At 67.3% G+C, this 19,867-nt stretch carries 15 protein-coding genes and 1 pseudogene; 8 read left to right on the top strand and 8 right to left on the bottom strand.

Going from position 1 to position 19,867, the window contains the following annotated elements:
- Nucleotides 1-24 precede the first annotated feature (24 nt).
- Nucleotides 25-1,443: a tetratricopeptide repeat protein gene (locus tag CFB82_RS20740; protein ID WP_089485085.1), complete on the top strand. Its 1,419-nt coding sequence runs from the start codon at nucleotides 25-27 to the stop codon at nucleotides 1,441-1,443.
- A gap of 153 nt (nucleotides 1,444-1,596) precedes the next feature.
- Here CFB82_RS20740 and CFB82_RS20735 read toward each other — a convergent pair whose 3' ends face one another.
- The 4 genes and pseudogenes from CFB82_RS20735 to CFB82_RS20720 form a co-directional block, all read right to left on the bottom strand.
- Nucleotides 1,597-2,544 (bottom strand): choline ABC transporter substrate-binding protein, encoded by a 948-nt coding sequence (locus tag CFB82_RS20735; RefSeq protein ID WP_011354069.1) that lies wholly within the window; start codon nucleotides 2,542-2,544, stop codon nucleotides 1,597-1,599.
- Between the two features lie 98 nt (nucleotides 2,545-2,642).
- The gene (locus CFB82_RS20730; RefSeq protein ID WP_011354068.1) at nucleotides 2,643-3,641 is read right to left on the bottom strand and encodes a GlxA family transcriptional regulator; all 999 of its coding nucleotides are present in this window, start codon (nucleotides 3,639-3,641) and stop codon (nucleotides 2,643-2,645) included.
- 108 nt (nucleotides 3,642-3,749) lie between these two features.
- On the bottom strand, nucleotides 3,750-4,646 hold the full coding sequence (gene choW, locus CFB82_RS20725) for a choline ABC transporter permease subunit (protein ID WP_089485084.1): 897 nt from the start codon (nucleotides 4,644-4,646) through the stop codon (nucleotides 3,750-3,752).
- Nucleotides 4,639-6,090: pseudogene (locus CFB82_RS20720) on the bottom strand (betaine/proline/choline family ABC transporter ATP-binding protein); the annotation flags it as partial. The pseudogene CFB82_RS20720 and the gene choW, both read right to left, overlap by 8 nt.
- 322 nt (nucleotides 6,091-6,412) lie before the next feature.
- Between CFB82_RS20720 and CFB82_RS20710 the strand changes: the two are divergent.
- From CFB82_RS20710 to CFB82_RS20700, 3 genes are all read left to right on the top strand, one after another.
- Nucleotides 6,413-9,832: a DUF2339 domain-containing protein gene (locus tag CFB82_RS20710; protein ID WP_089485083.1), complete on the top strand. Its 3,420-nt coding sequence runs from the start codon at nucleotides 6,413-6,415 to the stop codon at nucleotides 9,830-9,832.
- Complete coding sequence (locus tag CFB82_RS20705; RefSeq protein ID WP_089485082.1) at nucleotides 9,829-11,172, top strand: DUF3999 domain-containing protein; 1,344 nt, start codon at nucleotides 9,829-9,831, stop codon at nucleotides 11,170-11,172. Before CFB82_RS20710 ends, CFB82_RS20705 begins: the two co-directional genes overlap by 4 nt.
- A gap of 121 nt (nucleotides 11,173-11,293) precedes the next feature.
- Complete coding sequence (locus CFB82_RS20700; RefSeq protein ID WP_089485081.1) at nucleotides 11,294-11,947, top strand: lytic transglycosylase domain-containing protein; 654 nt, start codon at nucleotides 11,294-11,296, stop codon at nucleotides 11,945-11,947.
- A gap of 8 nt (nucleotides 11,948-11,955) precedes the next feature.
- Here the strand turns inward: CFB82_RS20700 and CFB82_RS20695 are convergent, their stop codons facing one another.
- From CFB82_RS20695 to CFB82_RS20685, 3 genes are all read right to left on the bottom strand, one after another.
- Nucleotides 11,956-12,654: a response regulator gene (locus CFB82_RS20695; protein ID WP_089485080.1), complete on the bottom strand. Its 699-nt coding sequence runs from the start codon at nucleotides 12,652-12,654 to the stop codon at nucleotides 11,956-11,958.
- Nucleotides 12,655-12,694: 40 nt separating this feature from the next.
- Entirely contained in the window at nucleotides 12,695-14,752 is a 2,058-nt protein-coding gene (kdpB, locus tag CFB82_RS20690) for a potassium-transporting ATPase subunit KdpB (RefSeq protein ID WP_089485249.1), read from the bottom strand.
- A 360-nt stretch (nucleotides 14,753-15,112) separates the two neighbouring features.
- Complete coding sequence (locus CFB82_RS20685) at nucleotides 15,113-15,901, bottom strand: GNAT family N-acetyltransferase (RefSeq protein WP_089485079.1); 789 nt, start codon at nucleotides 15,899-15,901, stop codon at nucleotides 15,113-15,115.
- A gap of 279 nt (nucleotides 15,902-16,180) precedes the next feature.
- Between CFB82_RS20685 and CFB82_RS20680 the strand changes: the two genes are divergently transcribed.
- From CFB82_RS20680 to CFB82_RS20665, 4 genes are all read left to right on the top strand, one after another.
- Nucleotides 16,181-16,486 (top strand): NIPSNAP family protein, encoded by a 306-nt coding sequence (locus tag CFB82_RS20680; protein WP_089448296.1) that lies wholly within the window; start codon nucleotides 16,181-16,183, stop codon nucleotides 16,484-16,486.
- A 324-nt stretch (nucleotides 16,487-16,810) separates the two neighbouring features.
- A complete protein-coding gene (locus CFB82_RS20675) occupies nucleotides 16,811-17,461 on the top strand; it encodes an NADPH-dependent FMN reductase (RefSeq protein ID WP_027790596.1) in 651 nt (216 codons plus the stop codon).
- A 234-nt stretch (nucleotides 17,462-17,695) separates the two neighbouring features.
- Nucleotides 17,696-17,914, top strand: a complete 219-nt coding sequence (locus tag CFB82_RS20670) for a hypothetical protein (RefSeq protein WP_011354057.1) — start codon at nucleotides 17,696-17,698, stop codon at nucleotides 17,912-17,914.
- A gap of 95 nt (nucleotides 17,915-18,009) precedes the next feature.
- Complete coding sequence (locus CFB82_RS20665) at nucleotides 18,010-18,912, top strand: aminomethyltransferase (protein WP_089485078.1); 903 nt, start codon at nucleotides 18,010-18,012, stop codon at nucleotides 18,910-18,912.
- A 369-nt stretch (nucleotides 18,913-19,281) separates the two neighbouring features.
- On the opposite strand, the gene CFB82_RS42335 is transcribed toward CFB82_RS20665, so the two are convergent.
- Nucleotides 19,282-19,653: a hypothetical protein gene (locus CFB82_RS42335; RefSeq protein ID WP_143750947.1), complete on the bottom strand. Its 372-nt coding sequence runs from the start codon at nucleotides 19,651-19,653 to the stop codon at nucleotides 19,282-19,284.
- Nucleotides 19,654-19,867: the final 214 nt, after the last annotated feature.

Raw genomic sequence — 19,867 nt, 5'->3', positions numbered from 1 at the left:
CACGCCCTCCCGAGCCGAATCGTCATGGTCGACCTCGAACAGCAACTGCATGTCGCGCAGACGCAATACGCAGGCGATTCGCGTGATCCCGCGCTGCTGCATCGCATCTGCGAACTGCTGACCGCGCTCAGGCGCGAGGAGGACATGCTCCCGTGGGCCGACCGCGCGCTGGCGCTCGATCCGCACGACGCGGTTTCCATGACACGGCGCGCCGATGCGCTCTACCTGCTGGGCCGGTATGTCGAAGCCGCCGATACATGGCAACGTGATCCGTCGCGGCACGACCGCCCCGAACTCTACCGCTTGCGACTGGGCATGAGCCTGATGATGGCCGGCGATCTCGCGCAGGCCATCCGGTTGCTCGACGAAGCCTATCGAATGGCCGAATCCGGCCCTGCCGAGATGGCCGCATCGATCGGATTCGCGATGGGAGAGGCGATGCTCAAGGCCGGCGATCCGCGCGGCTTCGCCTATTGGCGAATGCGCGATGACGTTCCGCGCCTGTCCGCCAATTACCGCCCGATCGACCTCCCGACATGGGCGGGCGAATCGGATGTGCGCGGCAAGCGTGTCCTGGTCACGCATGAACACGGATTCGGCGACAACTTTCTCCTGGCAGCCTGCGTGGCCGACTGGCTGGATGCGGGCGCGCACGTCATGCTCACCTGCCATCCGCAGAACCACGCGCTGATGCAGGCGTCACTGCCGCATTGCGAGGTTGTCGCCGCACCCAATCCGCCGCAGTTTCATGCGCCCTTGCCCCGTGAACTGCAATCACGGGTAGACGGGTTCGCGCCGGACCTGCATGCCACACTGCTCCATTTGCCCATGCTGAAAGCCCGGCGGACGCGCGTGCCGGAGCAATGGTTCGCGCCCTATATCCAGGTGCCGCCGCAAAAGCAACGAATCGCGGCCGAATGGGCCGCGCAACTGCGCGACCAGCATCCGGGGAAGCAGCTGATCGGACTGTTCTGGGATTGCGTTCAACGACACTGGCCCGAAAAGGGCGCCATCGTCAGATGCTGGGCCAGCCGCCGCAGCCTGCCGCTCGATGCGGTCAACGAGATCGTGCAGCACCCTGCCATGGCGGAACGCATGCATTTCGTGAATCTGCATCATCCCGCGGCCGCGGCGCTGGCGGGTACGCCGGCCGGCAATGTCAGTCACTACCAGCCGGTGATCCGGGATTTTGGCGACACGGCGGCGTGCACTGCCCAACTGGACGCCGTGGTCGCGGTCGATTCAGGCGTCGCCAACCTGGCGGCCATGATGGGCATGCGGACGTGTGTACCGACCCACACCTGCGGCGATTGGCGTTGGGGCGTCGAGGGAACCACGAGCCCGTGGATCAGGCATGCGACCGCATTGAGGCAAACCAGGGAAGGTGACTGGAGCGACGTGGTTCGAAACATCCACGCGTGGCTCATGCATGCGGTCGCCTGATGCCTGACGCCCGATTCGAACCATCCCGCCTGAACAGAGCGGACAGACCGGACAGGCACGCCGACGCCCCCCGCATCCCGGGATCTTCCCGAGACGGGGGGGCGCAGGTCCGTCAAGCCGCTTGCGGGCCCGGGGACCGCTCGGTCACGGCGCTCAATGCACGCCGAGATAAGCCTTCACCGCCGGCAGGCCCGGCTTGCCATCGAGCGTCGTCACGCCCGCGAGCCACTTGTCGAGCGCCTGCGGGTTCGCCTTCAGCCACTCGGCCGCCGCCTTGTTCGGATCTTCCTTGTTCATGATCGGCATCATCACGTGGTTCTCGATCGACGTCGTGAACTGCAGGTTCGATACGAACTTCGCGACGTTCGGGCAGCGTTGCGCGTAGTCGGGCGGCGTCGCCGTCAGCACCTTCGCTTCGCCGTAGTTCGGGCCGAACACGTCGTCGCCGCCGGTCAGGTAGTCGATCTTCATCTGCACGTTCATCGGATGCGGTTCCCATCCAAGGAACACGATCCACTGCTTGTCGCGGATCGCGCGATTCACCTCGACCAGCATCCCGGCCTCGCTCGACTCGACCATCTTGAACTTGCCGAGGCCGAACTGGTTGCCGTCGATCATCTTCTTGATCAGCAGGTTGCCGTCGTTGCCCGGTTCGATCCCGTAGATCTTGCCGTTGAGCTTGTCCGCGTACTTCTGAATATCCGCGAACGACTTCAGGCCGCCCTGGTACACGTAGTCGGGCACCGCGAGCGTGTATTTCGCGCCGGTCAGGTTCGGCGTCGAAAGCACCTTGATCTGGCCGGCCTTCGTGAACGGCTGGATGATCGGGTCCATCGTCGGCGACCAGTAGCCGAGGAACACGTCGATCTGCTTGCTCTTGATGCCGGCGAACGTGATCGGCACCGACGCGATCGTCTTCGTCGGGCTGTAGCCGAGCCCCTGCAGCATCGTCGACGCGAGGCCCGTGGTCGCCGCGATGTCGGACCAGCCGACGTCCGCGAAGCGCACGTTCTTGCACACGGGCGGATCGGCCGCATACACGGCCGACATCGGCGCGGTTATCCCGATCCCGCACACCGCTGCGATCAATAGGCGCTTCATCTTGCTTCTCCTCAAAGTGATGTCGTTTGCTTGAATGCGGGATCGCTTATTGAAGCCGCGCGCCGCGATCCCGGCGGCGTCGCGGACCAGAGGTTCGGTCAGCGCCCGGGCAACCGGCGCTCGTAGCTCGGCGCGTGGCCGAACTGCGCACGGTAGGCCTTGCTGAAATGGCATGGCGAATGAAAGCCGCAGACCGTCGTCACGCGTGCGATCGACGCGTCGGTCGTGCGCAGCAGGTCGCGTGCGCGCTTCAGGCGCAGCGTCAGGTAATAGTGGGTCGGCGACACGTTCAGGTACACCTTGAACATGCGCTGCAGGTGCCGCTGCGACAGCCGCACGAGCCGTGCGAGCTCCTCGAGCGACAGCGGCTCCTCGATGTTCGCCTCCATCAGCCGCACGACCTCGATCAGCTCCGCGCGCGAGAAGCCGACGCGCGCATCGACCGGAATCGGCTGCGTGTCCGTCGAGCTGCGGATGCGCTCCAGGATGAACTGCTCGGATACCTGCGCGGCCAGCTGCTGGCCGAAGCGCATGCCGACGAGGTTCAGCATCAGGTCGAGCGGCGCGGTGCCGCCGGTGCAGGTCAGCCGGTCGCGGTCGACGACGAACAGTTCGTCCGCAAAACCCACTTGCGGAAACTCGGCATGCAGCGCGGACAGGTTCTCCCAGTGCACGGTGCAGCGATAGCCGTCGAGCAGCCCGCTCGACATCAGCGCATACGCGCCCGTGCAGATGCCGCCGAGCGGCAGACCACGTTCGGCGAGCGCCGCGAGCGTATCGCGCGCGCCTTCGTCGACCACGTCGCGGATGCGGATGCCGCCGCACACGATCATCACGTCGGGCAGGTTCGTGTAGTCGAGCGCCTGCGTGGGCCGTACCGCGATGCCGTTGCTGGCGTGCACCGGACTGCCGTCGAGCGAATAGATCGACCACTGGTAGTGATCGGCGCGCCCGACATAGTTCGCCATCCGAAGCACTTCGACAGCGCTCGAGAACGCGATCATCGAAAAGTTCGGCAGCGTCAGGAAGCCGAAATGGGCGAGAGATGAAACCGGTGAAACGCAGGCTGCGGGCGCGACAGCGACGGCGGACGTCACATCGGTCTCCTGGCGAGGAGGTTGCAGGGGGCCAGCCCCGCGGCCAAAGCCGCGGAGGCCGTTATCTCTATTCAGGTTGAGCGGCCGGAGGGTTCCGGCCGCTGGAGGTCAAGCCTGGGCGGGCGCGGCCTTCACGCGAAACAGCTGCTTGAGACCCGAGAACAGCGGCGCCTTCACGGTGCCCGGCGCACGGCCGAAGCTTTCGGTAATGCGGTCGAGAATGATCGCGAGCAGCACGACCGACAGACCGCTTTCGAAGCCGAGGCCGATGTCGAGGCGCTGGATACTGGCGAGCACGTCGTTGCCGAGGCCGCCTGCACCCACCATCGACGCGATGATCACCATCGACAGCGCCATCATGATCGTCTGGTTCACGCCCTGCATGATCGACGGCAGCGCATTCGGGAACTGCACCTTGTACAGCAGCTGCCACGGCGTGCAGCCGAAGGCCTGGCCGGCTTCGACGATCTCGCGGTTCACGTGGCGGATGCCGAGGCTCGTGAGGCGCACCGCCGGCGGCATCGCGAAGATCACCGTCGACAGGATCCCCGGCACGCGGCCGAGACCGAACAGCATCGCGGCCGGAATCAGGTAGACGAACGCGGGCATCGTCTGCATCAGGTCGAGGATCGGGCGCACGATCGCGGCGACCCACTTGCTCTTCGCCGCCCAGATGCCGAGCGGGATGCCGAGCACGAGGCTGATGATCGTCGACGACAGCGTGAGGCCGAGCGTGATGACCGTCTGGTCCCAGAAGCCCGTCGCGAAGATCAGCAGCAGCGACAGCGTCGTGAACAGCGCGAAGCGCCAGCCCACCCGCCACAGCCCGACGCCGATGAAGATCGCCATCATCAGCCACATCGGGATCGCCTGCAGGCCGTGCTCGACGAATGCCGCGAGCCCCTCGATCACCTGACCGATCGTGTCGAACGTCTTGGCGTCGTGGTCGAGCAGGTAGTGAACGGACTGGTCGACCCAGGTACCGAGCGGAATCATTTCAGACATGGGAACCTCGCGAACGCGTGATGGCCTTCAGGATGAGCGCACGATCGACCGAGCCGCAGTAGCAGCCGTCGTCGTCGACGACCGGCAGTGCATTCGGGCTCGCGACCACACGCGCGACGACATGTTCGAGCGACGCGTCGCGCCGGATGGATTCGATCGGGCTCACGGACGGCGTCGCCTGACCGATCGCATCGCGCGTGACGAAGCCGCGGATCTTGCGTTGTGCATCGAGCACGAACGCATAGTCGGCACTGCCGTTCAGCGTCGCCGCGACGTTCGCGGCATCGCACTTCGACACGATCGGCACGGCGCCCGTCTGCATCAGGTCGCCGGCCGTCAGGTAGCGGCTGGTGTCGATGCCGTCGAAGAACGCGCGCACGTAATCGTCGGCCGGGTTCGCGATGATGTCCTGCGGCGTGCCGACCTGCACGAGCCGGCCACCTTCCATGATCGCGATGCGGTTGCCGATGCGCAGCGCTTCTTCCAGATCGTGCGACACGAACATGATCGTGCGGCGTTGTTCCTTCTGCAGCTGCAGCAGCACATCCTGCATTTCCCGGCGCTTGAGCGGATCGAGCGCGGAGAACGCCTCGTCCATGATCATCAGCGACGGGTTCACGGCCAGCGCGCGGGCGAGGCCGACGCGCTGCTGCATGCCGCCCGACAGCTCGGACGGCAGCTTGTGCGAGAACGGTGCGAGGCCGACCTGCTCGAGCACTTCCATCGCACGCCGCTCGCGTTCCTTCTTGCCCATGCCCCCGACTTCGAGTCCGAACGCGGCATTCGACACGACGGTGCGATGCGGCATCAGCGCGAACGACTGGAACACCATGCTCATGTCCTTGCGGCGCAGCGCGGTCAGCGCCGAGCGGCGCGCCGACGCGACGTCGAGCCCGTCGATCATCACCTTGCCGGCGCTGGGATCGACCAGCCGGTTCACGAGGCGGATCAGCGTGGACTTGCCGGAGCCGGACAGGCCCATCAGCACGAAAATTTCGCCTTCCTGCACATCGAAGGAGACGTTGTGCACGCCGACGACCTGGCCGGTGCGCTTGAGCACATCGTCCTTCGTCGCGCCGGCGGCGAGCATGTCGAGCGCCTGCTGCGGGTTGCTTCCAAACACCTTGCACAGACCTTCGACCACGACCTTGGGGGCATCCATCGAAACCTTCTCCTCGTGTAGCGGGGACTCGCGCTTGTCTTAGCGTGCCTACATAGTTGCCAGAAAAAACCCCGACCTGCCGACGAATTACGACAAACGCTTGCGCAAATACGACACGGCCGCCAGCCCCGCCGGGCGGGCCGCGGCACGCGACGGCACCCGATTGCGGCGGCGCAATACGCGCACGGCCAGCAACGGCGGGCATCGCGCGTCGGACTTGTGCGCAGCAGCGCGGCGCATATCGCGTCGCGCCTTGCGGCAATTCGCATCGGGCACGCGTCGCTTTACGACAATTTCACGTCCGATCACGCGCCGATCTGTTCAGACGAAAGCGCATCGCGTCCACCAATAAAAAGCATGACCGTGCAAAAAGCCGCGCGGCGACACCGGACGGTGCACGCCACGATACCGCGCCAACCCGGAAAATCCGCGACGGCCGCTGTGATACATTCCCCGCCAACAGGCTGACCGCGACGCAGGCCGCCATGCGGCCACCGGGGTCACCAGCGCATGCCGGTTCGCCTGCCGGCCATGCCGATACCGCCTCGACCGGCAAACATCCGATCGCAGGCTGATAACGATACGAGAGAGGGAGCAGGGCGAGATGAACTGGGCTTTTACCGCAATCGGCTTCATCGTGGGCGGGATTGCCGCATTGATCGGGGATTTCTCCGCCATCACCGGCGCAGTGCTCGGCGCCGCGATCGGGTTCTGCCTCGACAACACGCTGCAACAGCGCAAGCGCAAAAGCAAAGGCACGGCCTCCGATGCGTTCGCGATGCAGGCACCGCCCGTCCAGCCGCCGGTTCCGTTGGCCGAGCGCGTCGCACGCCTCGAGGCGACCGTCGAGACGCTGACGCGTGAAGTCGCGTCGTTGCGCGGCCAGCTGGCCGGTGCGAAGGCCGGCTCGGCCACGACTGACGCGACCGTGCACACGCCCACCGGGGACGCCTCTGCATCTGCCTCGGTAGCCCCATCCGCAACTTTCCCGCCTTCGACCGCCCTGCCGCCGCGCGCGCCTGCCCAGCCGGCCGCTGCACGCCCGGACGCACCGGCGTCCGCATCGGCACCGGCGCCCACCCCCACCCCCGCTCGCGCCGCCACGCCGGCACCGACACCAGCCGCCGCGATCCGCGCGAGCGAAACACCTGCCGCCCCGACGCCCGCACCGTCGGCGCCTCCCGCGCCGCCCAAACCACGTGAACCCGACCTCGTCGAGCGCGCATTCCGCGCCGCACGCGACTGGCTGCTCGGCGGCAACACGGTCGTGCGCGTCGGGATCATCGTGCTGTTCTTCGGCGTCGCGTTCCTGCTCAAGTACGCGGCCGACAACAGCATGCTGCCGATCGAATTCCGCCTCGCGGGTACCGCGCTCGCCGCGGCCGCGCTGCTCGTGATCGGCTGGCGCGTGCGCGCGCGCCGTGCGGCGTACGGGCTCGTGCTGCAGGGCGGCGGCGTCGGCATCCTGTACCTGACGATCTTCGCCGCGACCAAGCTTTACACGCTGCTGCCCGTCGGTGCCGCGTTCCCGCTGATGGTGGCCGTGTGCGCGCTGAGCGCGTTCCTCGCGGTGCGGCAGAACGCACTGCCGCTCGCGTTCATGGGCAGCGCCGGCGGCTTTCTCGCGCCGGTGCTGCTGTCGACCGGCCAGGGCAACCACGTCGCGCTGTTCAGCTACTACGCGCTGCTGAACGCGGGCATCTTCGCGATCGCCTGGTTCAAGGCCTGGCGTCCGCTGAACCTGCTCGGCTTCGTCTTCACGTTCACGATCGGCTCGGCGTGGGGCGTGACGGCCTACCGCCCCGCGCTGTTCGCGAGCACCGAGCCGTTCCTCATCCTGTTCTTCCTGATGTATGTCGGCATCGCGCTGCTGTATGCGGTGAAGCGCGAACTCGCGCTGCGGCACTACGTGGACGGCACGCTCGTGTTCGGCACGCCGATCGTCGCGACCGCGCTGCAGGCGTCGCTCGTGAAGGACATGCCGTTCGGGCTCGCATGGAGCGCCGTCGCGCTGTCGGCGTTCTACGTCGTGGTCTCCGCGTGGCTCGCGCGGCGCCGCGACCGCCTCGCGCTGCTGTTCGAATCCACGCTCGCGCTCGCGGTGATCTTCGCGACGCTGGCCGTGCCGCTCGCGTTCTCCGGTCCGACGACCAGCGCCGCGTGGGCGATCGAAGGCGCGGCCGTCGTCTGGCTCGGCGTGCGCGAGAAGCGCATGCTGCGGTTCGGCTTCGGCTTGCTGATGCAGGTTGCCGCGGCCGGCGCGTTCTTCACGAGCCTGCTCGGGCCGGCCGACGTGAACGCGCTGCCCGTACTGAACAGCCCGACCATCGCGATGCTGCTGATCGCGCTCGCCGGCCTGTTCACCGGCTGGTGGCTGCACGGGCGCGGCGAAGCGCGCGCGTGGCATGCGTGGATGCCCGAGATCGGCGCCGCGGCCGCCGCGTGGGGACTGCTGTGGTGGGTGAGCGGCGGCCTGCACGAGATCCTTCTCTACGCGAGCCGTCACGTCGACCTGCATGCCGACCGCTTCGTCGTCGATACGACCGCGCTGTTCGCGGCCGGCACCGCATGGCTCGCGCACGTCGCCCGCCGCCGGCTGGCGTGGCCGCTCGCCGAATGGCCGGCGCTCGCGCTGACGCCGGTGCTGGCGCTGCTCGCGCTGCGTGCGTTCGATGCGCACGAAGCGCCGCTGTCGGGGATGGGCGCGTTCGCGTGGCCCGTCGCCGTCGGCGCAGGCCTTGCGCTGCTGTGGCGCCAGTCGCGCGGCACGGCAGGCGCCGATTCCGCGCAAGGCTCGGCGCGCGGCGTCTTGCAATCCATCTCCGCAGGCATCATCGCGCCGCTGCATACGCTGATGTTCTGGACCGTGTGCGGGCTGCTGTCGCTCGAAGGCTTCTGGCGCCTGCGTGCGTACGTGCCCGAAGGTGCGTGGAGCTGGAGCGCGTGGGCCTATGGCTTCGGTGCGCTGCTCCTGCTGGTGTCGGGCCCCGGCTCGCGGCTGCGCTGGCCCGTCGCGGCGTTTCCGCGCGCGTACCAGGTGTGGGGCGCGGCGCCGCTCGCGGCGCTGCTGTGGTTGTGGAGCCTCGCCAGCGTGACCAGCGACGGCAACGCGGCGCCGCTCTTCTGGCTGCCGCTGCTCAACCCGCTCGACATCGCGCAGTGCCTGGTGTTCATTGCATTCGCCGTGTGGCTGCGCCGGCTGAAGACGCTCGGCATCGTGTGGCATCCGCGCGTCGTCGACTACGCGGCCATCGCGACCGTGTTCCTGTGGTTCAACGCGCTGATGCTGCGCACGCTGCATCACCGTTTCCACCTGGGCTACGACATCGACACCGTGCTGTCGTCGTTCGGCATCCAGCAGGTGTTCATGGTCGGCTGGAGCCTGTTCGCGTTCACCGGGATGTGGCTGACGCGCCGCGACGGCATCGCCCGCGTGTGCGCGCTCGCGTCGCTGCCGCTGATCGTTGTGATGTGGGCGTGGACCTTCTACGCGAACTTCACGCAGGACGGCGGAAGCTGGGCGCGCGTGCCGCTCTTCAACCCGCTCGACCTCGTGCTCGCGGTGGTCTATGCGCTCGCCGCCTCGTGGTTCGTGCGCGCACGCAAGCTCGGCTGGTCGTTCGGCAAGTATCGCGTCGAGCTGCTGAGCGCGGCCGGCGCGACCGCGTTCCTGTGGCTGAACGCGATCCTGCTGCGTACGCTGCATCACTGGGCCGGCGTGCCGTACGAACTCGGCGCGATGGCGGAATCGACGCTCGTGCAGGCGTCGGTGTCCGTGTACTGGACGCTCTGCGCGCTCGCCATCACGATCTGGGCCACGCGCCGCGGGCTGCGCCCGCTGTGGTTCGTCGGCGCCGCGCTGCTCGCGCTCACGGTCGTCAAGCTGTTCCTGTTCGACCTGTCGCACGTGACCGGTATCGAGCGCATCGTGTCGTTCATCGGCATCGGCGTGCTGCTGCTGTTGATCGGGTATTTCTCGCCGCTGCCGCCGAAGGCCGCTGCGCCGCAGGACGACACGCCATGAAACGACTCGCCGCCCTGCTCGGACTGAGCCTGCTCGCGTCGTTCGCGGCGGCCGACGGGCGCGTCGCGCAGCGCTTCTCGCTCGATCTCGACGGCACCGCCGCGTATTACCAGCTCACCGTGCCGCAGCCCGTCTACGCGGCGAGCCGGCGCGACGACCTCGGCGACGTGCGTATCTTCAACGGCGCGGGGGAGCCGGTACCGTATTCGCTCGACGCGCCCGCCGCTGCCGCGCCCGCCGTCCCGCCGAAGCGCACGCCGGTGCACGGGTTTCCGCTGCCACCCGCGCGCGCCGACAACGGCAACGCGCCGCTCGGCGTGACGGTCGGCCCCGACGGTGCGCTGCGCGCGGGCGTCGCCGCACCGGTGCGTGCGAAGCACGGCGCGGATCTCGTCGACCTGTCGCATGCGGACGGCGAGATCGACGCGCTGCTCGTGCACGTGAGCGACGACAGCTACCAGGGGCGTGTCGCCGTCGAAGCCAGCGACGACCTGCGCAGCTGGCGGTCGCTCGGCAGCACGCAACTGCTGAAGGTGGGTCACGGCGACGCGATGCTGGTGCAGGAACGCATCGCGCTCGAAGGCGCAGCGCCGCGCTATCTGAGGCTCGACTGGCTCGACGGTGCGCCCGCGATCGCGTCGATCGAGGTCGAGACGCACCCGCGCGACGCACGCGGGACCGACACCGCATCCGTGCCGCGCCAATGGCGCGACGCCGTGCGCGTGCGGGCCGGCAGCACGCCAGGCGAGTATCTGTTCGACACCGATGGTGCGTATCCGGTCGACCGCGTGCGCATCGACCTGCCGCAGCCGAATACCGTCGCGCGCGCGACGCTGCAGAGCCGCGCCGACGCGCAGGCGCCGTGGCGCGACGTCGCGGGCGCCGTGCTGTTCCGGTTGCAGGGCAAGGCCGGCGAGCAGCGCAATCCGCCGCTCGAATTCGCGGCGAATACGGATCGCGCGTGGCGGATCGTCGTCGACATGCGCAATGGCGGATTCGGCGGCGGCCAGCCGGCCGTCGCGATCGGCTGGCATCCGGCCGCGCTGACGTTCGTCGCGCGCGGCACGCCGCCGTTTACGCTCGGCGTCGGCGACGCGTCGCTCGTGTCGTCGGCCGTGAGCCGCGACGCGTTGCTGGTGGGCATGGCGCCCGAAGTGCGGCCCGCGCGCGTCGGCGCGGCGTTGCCGGCGTCGGCGGTCGCGCCGGCATCAGCCGCCGATACGGATGCACCGCGCCGCTACGTGCTGTGGGGCGCGCTGGTCGTCGCGGTCGGCGTGCTCGGCACGATTGCGTGGCGCCTCGCAAAAGGCGGCGGCGATACGCACGGCCGAGACGGGTGACGCCGCGCAGCCACGTGCACCGCCCGTCTTTACGCGCCGTTTATCTCGCGTGCCGGTTTCTTTCGACGGTCGCAATACATAACTGCGTACAGTCGTCGCATCGGAACCACGATGCGACGACATGCAGGAAACCTATCCATCGTATGACCGGCCGCTGCCACGCACGCGCGTGCGCCCGGCCCTGCGGCTGAAGCGCCTTCTGCTGCGCTTCCCGATCGTGCTGCCGCTGTCGATCGCATTGCCCGCGCATGCCGACGACACGCCAGCGGCGCCGGTCAGCGCAGCCAGCACGCCCGAACCCTCGCTTCCCCCGACCCTCGACACGATCGTCACCGCGCTGCGCAACCGCTTTCACGTCGCGTACGCCGACGCGCGCACGATCGCCCGCGCGGTGCAGACCGAATCGGATCGCTACGGGCTTGCTCCGGCACTGCTGCTCGCGATCATCGCGGTCGAGTCGGGCTTCGATCGCCACGCGGTCAGTGTCGCCGGCGCGCGCGGGTTGATGCAGGTGATGCCCACCGCCCATCGCGATCTCGTCGTGCATGTGAAGGATCTCTCCGACCCGGCCACCAACGTGCGGATCGGCGCGGCGATCTTCCGCGGCTATCTCGACGATGCGGATGGCGACGTCGAAACCGCGCTCGTGCGCTACAACGGCGGCACGAAGCGCTATGCGCAGCGGGTCGCGCTGCGCGTGCAGCAATTCGATGCGCAGCTGCGCCGTTCGAACGGCGCGGCGAGCGACGCGCTGCGGACGGCCGCGAATCCCTGAGCGCGTCGCTATCGCGCACCGTCGAGCCGGTAGCCGACGCCCGTCTCCGTGACGATGTACGCGGGCCGCCGCGGATCGCATTCCAGCTTGCGCCGCAGGTGGCCGACATACACGCGCAGGTAGTGCGCATCCTTGCCGTGCGCCGCGCCCCACACTTCGCTCAGCAAGCGGTCGTGCGTCAGTAGCCGGCCCGCGTGATGCGCGAGCGCGGCCAGCAGCCGGAATTCGATCGGGCTCAGATGTACGCGCGCCCCGCCGCGCAACACCTGGCGATCGCCGAGATCGACGGTCACGTCGCCGAAGCGGATGCACGCCGCATCGATGCGCCCGCCGCCGGCTTGCCGCCGCAGGTGCGCACGAATCCGTGCGATCAGCTCGGCGGCGCCGAACGGCTTGGTCAGGTAGTCGTCCGCGCCCGCGTCGAGCGCCGCCACCTTGTCGCTTTCCGCGCTCAGTGCCGACAGCACGATCAGCGGCGCGGCCGAGCACGCGCGCAGCGCATGGATCAGGTCGGTGCCGCCGATGTCGTGCAGGTTCGTGTCCGCGACGATCAGGTCGGGACGTCGCGCGCCGACGGCCGCCACGCCCGCCGCTCCGGTCGCGGCCTCGAAGACGTGCATGTGCTCGGCCTTCAGCGCGACACGGACGAAATGCCGGATGAACCTGTCTTCGTCGACGATCACGATGACGACGTTCGGTTCGCTCATGCGGCAGCGCCTTCGTCCGGTGCGTGGTGCGCGCCCATGCTCAGGCCCATCCGCATGCCACCAGCACCATGTCGATCAACTTGATGAACGGGAACGGCAACAGTACGCCACCGAGGCCATACAACAGCAGGTTGCGGCGCAGCAGCGGCGCGGCGCCGAGCGGGCGATAGCGCACGCCCTTCAGCGCGAGCGGGATCAACGCGACGATGATCAGCGCGTTGAAGATCACCGCCGACAGGATCGCCGACGCCGGCGACGCGAGATGCATCACGTCGAACACGCGCAGTTGCGGATACGTCGTCGCGAACGCGGCCGGGATGATCGCGAAATACTTCGCGACGTCGTTCGCGATCGAGAACGTCGTCAGCGACCCGCGCGTCATCAGCATCTGCTTGCCGATCTCGACGATCTCGATCAGCTTCGTCGGGTTCGAGTCGAGGTCGACCATGTTGCCGGCTTCCTTCGCCGCCTGCGTACCCGTATTCATCGCGACCGCCACGTCTGCCTGCGCGAGCGCCGGTGCATCGTTGGTGCCGTCGCCCGTCATCGCGACCAGACGGCCCGCCGCCTGATGTTCGCGGATCGTCGCGAGCTTGGTTTCCGGCGTCGCTTCCGCGAGGAAATCGTCGACGCCCGCTTCCGCCGCGATCGCCGCGGCCGTCAGCCGGTTGTCGCCCGTCACCATCACGGTCTTGATGCCCATCTTGCGCAGTTCCGCGAAGCGCTCCTTGATGCCGCCCTTCACGATGTCCTTCAGCTCGATCACGCCGAGCACGCGGGCAACGCCGTCGACGCGCTCCGCCACCGCGAGCGGCGTGCTGCCCCGGCGCGCGATGTCGGTCACGACGGCCTCGACTTCACGGGTGACGCGGCCGCCGTGGGACTCGACGTAGTGCTTGATCGCATCCGCCGCGCCTTTGCGGATTTCACGGCCGGGCAGATCGACGCCGCTCATCCGCGTCTGCGCGCTGAACGACAGGAACACCGGGTGCAGTGCCTGCATGTCGCGCTCGCGCAGGTTGAAGCGCTGCTTCGCGAGCACGACGATGCTGCGGCCTTCCGGCGTTTCGTCGGCAAGCGACGACAGCTGCGCGGCATCGGCCAGCGCTTCCTCGGTCACGAACGGCGCGGGCACGAACGCCGACGCCTGGCGGTTGCCGAGCGTGATCGTGCCGGTCTTGTCGAGCAGCAGCACGTCGACGTCGCCCGCGGCTTCCACCGCACGGCCCGACGTCGCGATCACGTTCGCCTGCATCATCCGGCTCATCCCGGCCACGCCGATCGCGGACAAGAGGCCGCCGATCGTCGTCGGGATCAGGCACACGAGCAGCGCAACCAAAGCGGTGATCGTCACGACATGGCCGGCCTTCATCGCTTCGACCGCGAACGTCGAGAACGGCAGCAGGGTGGCGGTGGCGAGCAGCATCACGATCGTCAACGCGACGAGCAGGATCGTCAGCGCGATCTCGTTCGGCGTCTTCTTGCGCTTCGCGCCTTCGACCATCGCGATCATCCGGTCGAGGAACGCCTCGCCCGGATTGACGGCGACCCGCACGACGATCCAGTCGGACAGCACGCGCGTCCCACCCGTCACCGACGAGAAATCGCCACCCGCCTCGCGGATCACCGGCGCGGATTCACCGGTGATCGCCGATTCGTCGACCGACGCGACGCCTTCGATCACGTCGCCGTCGGCCGGGATCGTGTCGCCGTTTTCGACGAGCACGACGTCGCCTTTGCGCAGGCCGGTCGATGCCATCACTTCGACGACCGCCTTCGCACGCGGCGCCGAGAGCTTTTTCGCGACCACGTTGTGTTTCGCACTGCGCAGCGACGCGGCCTGCGCCTTCGAACGCCCTTCCGCGAGCGCTTCGGCGAAGTTCGCGAACAGCACGGTGAACCACAGCCACAGCGCGATCGCGACGATGAAACCGGCGGGGGCTTCAGCCTGGCCGAACAGCGCGGCGATCCACAGGATCGTGGTCAGGATGCTGCCGACGTACACGCAGAACATCACCGGGTTGCGGAACTGCGTGCGCGGCGTGAGTTTGCGGAACGAATCGGCGATCGCCGGGCGCACGAGCGCGGGATCGAACATCGAGCGCACGGCCGTGCGCGGATGGCCGGGCTGCGCTGGGCGCGGACCTGTCATGGGCGAGAGAGACATGGCGGTTTCCTTTTGCCGGCACGCCCGCGCATCGGCATCCGGCATCGGTCAGGCGAGCCGGCGGCCTTCGCGCATGCTCGCGTGCGGCTTCCGATTTCCACGCAACCATCTTATGAAGGTTCGCGTGAAGATCGCGGCAAAGGATCGCGTCGGGGTATAAAAAGCGCGTAAACGTCCGTTTCGCCGCGGCGCGGCGGGGGTGTCTCAAGGGCCGTACACGAGCGGGAGCGCCACACTCCGCTCATCCGACGTTTACGCGGCAAAGCAGGAACCCGAACCGGGGCGCGGCGTTCAGCCGAACGTGTAGCGCCCGTGCTGACGCGGACGCCACGGCGACGAGCGGCAACTCGCGGCGCCGGCCGCGCGTCGTGCCGCCCAGCCTGCGCCACGGCGCACGTGCTGGCCGCGCCGGGCCACGGCGACCACGCGCGACGGCAACGCATGCGCAAGACGCCGCACGGCCGCCACGCGCGCGGCCATGCGTGACGCCGGCGACACGCGGCGCGCAAGGTGCGCGACAGGCCGCTTGCAAAGGATCGCGCTGTCGTAGCGCTTGCCGTCGAAGCGCATCACGTCGACGACCTCGAAACCCTGCGCGCCGTAGAACGCGAGCAGGTGCGAAGCGGGATGCGGCGTATCGAGTGCGAGCAGCGTATAGCCGCGCAGCGCGGCCCACTGCTCGGCGAACGACAGCAGCAACGCGCCGATCCCGCGACTCTGGCAATCGGGGTCCACCGCCACCTGCCGCACGCTCGCGACGCCTTCGCGCCGGTACAGCGAGCACGCCGACGAAGGATCGGTCGCATACAGCGTGGCCGTGCCGATCACGCGCCCGCCGCACACGGCGACGTAGCACTCGCCCGCTTCCGCGCGGCGGCGCGTGACGTCCTCGCTCTGGTCGACGCACGTGCAGTTGAGTCCCATCGCGCCGAGCCGCGCGAACGCGCGATGCAGCATCGGCGTGAGTTGTGCATAACTGTCGAAGGCCGGATCGAAACGCCGCACGATCACCCGATCGGCGCACACGGAAGGCGGCGCGGCAGGGGTGTGTTCGGCGATCGCGTTCCAGGGTATCGACATTGCCTTGCTCCGTGGTTGGGATGCCCGAAGTCTATGAGCGCGCCAGCCACCCTCGCAAGAAAAAATGTCGTAAAAGTTTGGGGAAATGCACGCGGGAGAGACGCGCGTAACGGTGCGAGCCGCCGCGCTGCGTGGGTCGTTGCGAACAGATGAAAGCGCGCCGATCGTTGTTTGCGCAAGCAACGCATCTCGTGGCCGGATTACGCGTCGGCATGTGTCGTTGACACATGCGGCGGCGCCATCCAGACTCGCTGGATCCTCCCCGCTTCGAGCGCGCTCATGATCACCTGCCACCTTCGCTACGTCATCGATCCGTACAAGCTCGACCAGTTCGAAACGTACGGCAAGATGTGGATTCCGCTCGTCGAAAAATTCGGCGGCACGCATCACGGCTACTTCCTGCCGTCCGAAGGGGCGAACAACATCGCGCTCGCGATGTTCTCGTTCCCGAGCCTCGCCGAATACGAGCGTTACCGCGAACGCTCGATGGACGATCCGGCCTGCCAGGCCGCGTTCCGCTACGCGGAGGAAACACGCTGCATCGTCAGCTACGAGCGCAGCTTCTTCCGGCCGGTGTTCGAGTAACGGGTAACGGGCGACGGGCAACGGCCCGGCACATCGGCCCCCTTTTCCTGACCGGGACGAAAAAAAGCCCCGCCTGCATCCGCGCGGCGGGGCCAACCCATGTCAGTAGAGACATCATGGAGGAGACGGGCCCATCTTATCGACCGCCGCCCGCCGTCCCAACCAAGCATTTCTGCTATCGATCTGGGCGACCGCGCACACGATTGCCCCTGCCGCGCGGCATATCGATAGAACGAAAAGTCGTTTTCAGAGTGGCGGCGGGGTCGTTACCATCTGGTTTTAAGCCTGTGCTTAGCCGGGCAAGCCATCCCCAAGGAGCGCCCCTTGACTGCATTCGATCAACACCGCCGCCCGTTCGTCGTCGGCATTGGCGGTACCACCCGGGCAGCGTCGTCGACCGAACGCGCGCTGTCGTTCGCGTTGCGCGGCGCGCAGGCGGCCGGCGCACGCACGCGGCTGTTCGACGGCCCGTTCCTGCATACGCTGCCGCACTACGCGCCCGAACACAAGACGCTGACCGACGCGCAGCGCGAACTGATCGACGCCGTGCGCCAGGCCGATGCCATCATCATCGCGACGCCCGGCTATCACGGCGGCGTCTCCGGCCTCGTGAAGAACGCGCTCGACACGCTCGAGGAACTGCGCGCAGACGATCGCCCGTATCTCGACGGCCGCGCGGTCGGCCTGATCGTTACCGCCTACGGCTGGCAGGCGGCCGGCACCGTGCTGACGTCGCTGCGTTCGATCGTGCATGCGCTGCGCGGCTGGCCGACGCCGTTCGGAGCGACCGTGAACACGCTCGAAACGCGCTTCGACAGCGCCGACAGCTGCTCGGATCCGAAGGTCGTCGCGCAGCTCGAGACGGTCGGCACGCAGGCAGCCGAGTTCGCGCTGGCGTTCGCATCGCATCGCGCGGCCTCGCATGCGGCCTCGGTCGACGCACTCGCGCCCGTGCTGAAGATCGCCAACCAGTAATTTCCCCGCCTTCCACCGCCCGCGCCGGCCGACGCCAATCGCCGGCGCGGGCGGTGCCCATTCGGACCAACGGCCACGCGCCGTGCACGCCGACGCTGCTTCCCGCCTGCCCTTCCGCGCCCCTCGTGCCGATAACGATTCAGCCCGCCGCGTGATTTGCATTGGCCGAAAGATTGGTTCACGCCGCGGGCGGGTTTTCGTACGCTGAACCTCCGAACTTTCTCCGCGCACGCCATGAACCGTACGATCCGCTACAAGGGCTACGAAGTCGCCCCCGCTGCCGCCCGGTTGCCGAACGGGCTGTTCGCCGCCAACCTGACGATCGAGAAGGCGAGCGGCGGCCCGTCGCCGCGCGCCGTTTCGTTCGACGCAATCGATTTCTTCTTCGAGGAAGAGCACGCGCTGGCCTACGCATCCCGCTGGGGCCGCCTCTGGGTCGACACGAACGCGTGATGCACGCCTCGCCGGCGTGCACATGGCCGCTCGAAAATACGCGTTTACGGAAGCTATGCAAGAATCTTTCGACCCGTAATCGCATAACAACAGCCATGAGTGACACGCTGCAGGAAGAGCATGCAGCAGCAGATCACGCAATGCGCAACTGGACCTTCGACAGGCAAGGTCCGGTCCGGATCGGTTCCGATGCGCATATGCAGATGTTCTGCCGCATGCTGCTCGACACACACAATCCGTACAAGCCGGCAGTGATCGACTGGCCGGCGCTCACACCCGCCGAGCTCAAACGGCTCACGTCGCTGCCGATCTGGGACATCGCGGTGCAGACCGAAGGTCGCGCATCGATCCGCGTGGCGACCTATGCGGCGACGATCGGCGATCCGCTGCTGCGCCGCGCGCTCGAGATGGACGGCGGCGAGGAAGCGCGCCACAAGGTCGTACTGTCGAAGCTCGTCGCGGCATACGGCATCCGGCTCGCCCCCGAGCCCGCCTACCCTGCGCCGAAAGATCCCGAGTGGTGGTGGATCGTCACGGGCTTCAGCGAATGCATCGACAGCTTCTTCGCGTTCGGCCTGTTCCGTTCCGCGCAGCGCTCCGGCTATTTCCCGCCCGAACTCGTCGACACCTTCGAGCCCGTGATCCAGGAAGAAGGCCGCCATATCCTGTTCTTCGTGAACTGGTACGCGTGGTACTGGCGCTCGCTCCCGTGGTGGCGCCGGCCGTGGTTCTTCGCGCGGGTCGCGGCCGTGTGGGTGCATTTGATCCGGGAGCGCATCGGCATCGCGCGCGGCATCGATTCCGACGGCGTCGCTCGTGACGCGAACTTCCCGGCAACCGGCACCGCCGATATCGGCGACGCGCTCAATCCGCGCGAGCTGATCGAACTGTGCCTCGCCGAGAACGACCGGCGGATGGCCGGCTACGACAAGCGCCTGCTGCGCCCGATGTTCGTGCCGCGCATGGCGCGGTTCGCGCTGCGGTTTCTCAAGAAGTAAGGCTGCCGCGCCGGGTAGAAGTCCGGTTGCCCCCGGTTGCCTCGGTTGTCCGATCGGGCAACCGGGCAACGCCTTCCTTGACGCTCGAAACCTCGGGCCGCTGAATTCCACCGGGATCCGGATGTCGGCGACGGCATCGCCAGCATCCGGCCGCGCAACGAGCAGTACGCGACGATCGAGGCATCCGTCCCGTTCGACGGCCCGCCGCTGCGTCGCGTTCGAACGTCGCTGCGCGTTCGTTGCACTTCCATGACGAGCCGCATCACGGGGGGCTATCCTGCCCGCCGCTCGCTCGAGGCCGACCCTTCGCGTGCGGTGTGAGCCTCACCGACCTGCATCGACCTGCCGGATGTGGCGCACCGGACACATTCACTCCCGCCCTTTTTTCTTCAGTGCTTCGGCGCGCGCGGACAAATTGTCACACCCGGGATTTGACGATTCGGCGACGTCGCCACCGATGCCGGACAGCCTCTTCAGCAACCTGTCGCCGCCAGGCGCACCGTCGACGCAGATCACGTCTGCCTGACCGATTCGCCCCCGTCGCCGAACCTGCTCGATTGTCACCATCACCGAAATAGTCAATAGGACAAATTCGAAAGATGAATGACGGCGGTCCGGCCCACCTCGTTGTAGCACTTTTTTACAAATTCGACGAGCCAACCGGCCCGAAACGCCCGTCTCGCGGGCCATCGCAGCGGACCAGATGCGCAGATCAGCATAGTCCGATGTTCGATATTTCAAATTAAATCGATTTAAAGATAACCGATAAAATCAATATAAAATCAGCCATCAAATCTTTAATTAACAAATTAACAAGATGTCAATCATATTATCCTCCGGCACCCCAACAAACATTACATCGATGAAAGAAATACTTCTCTCGCAAACGTTTGCTATTTCATTCGTCTTACGATTGAGCATCGCCGTTGTGTAATCCACCGCACAAAACCAACGC

Source organism: Burkholderia sp. HI2714 (genome assembly GCF_002223085.1).
GTDB classification, from domain to species: domain Bacteria; phylum Pseudomonadota; class Gammaproteobacteria; order Burkholderiales; family Burkholderiaceae; genus Burkholderia; species Burkholderia lata_D.
Note: the sequence above shows the minus strand (reverse complement) of the source record. Positions and strands in the feature narration are given on the sequence as shown.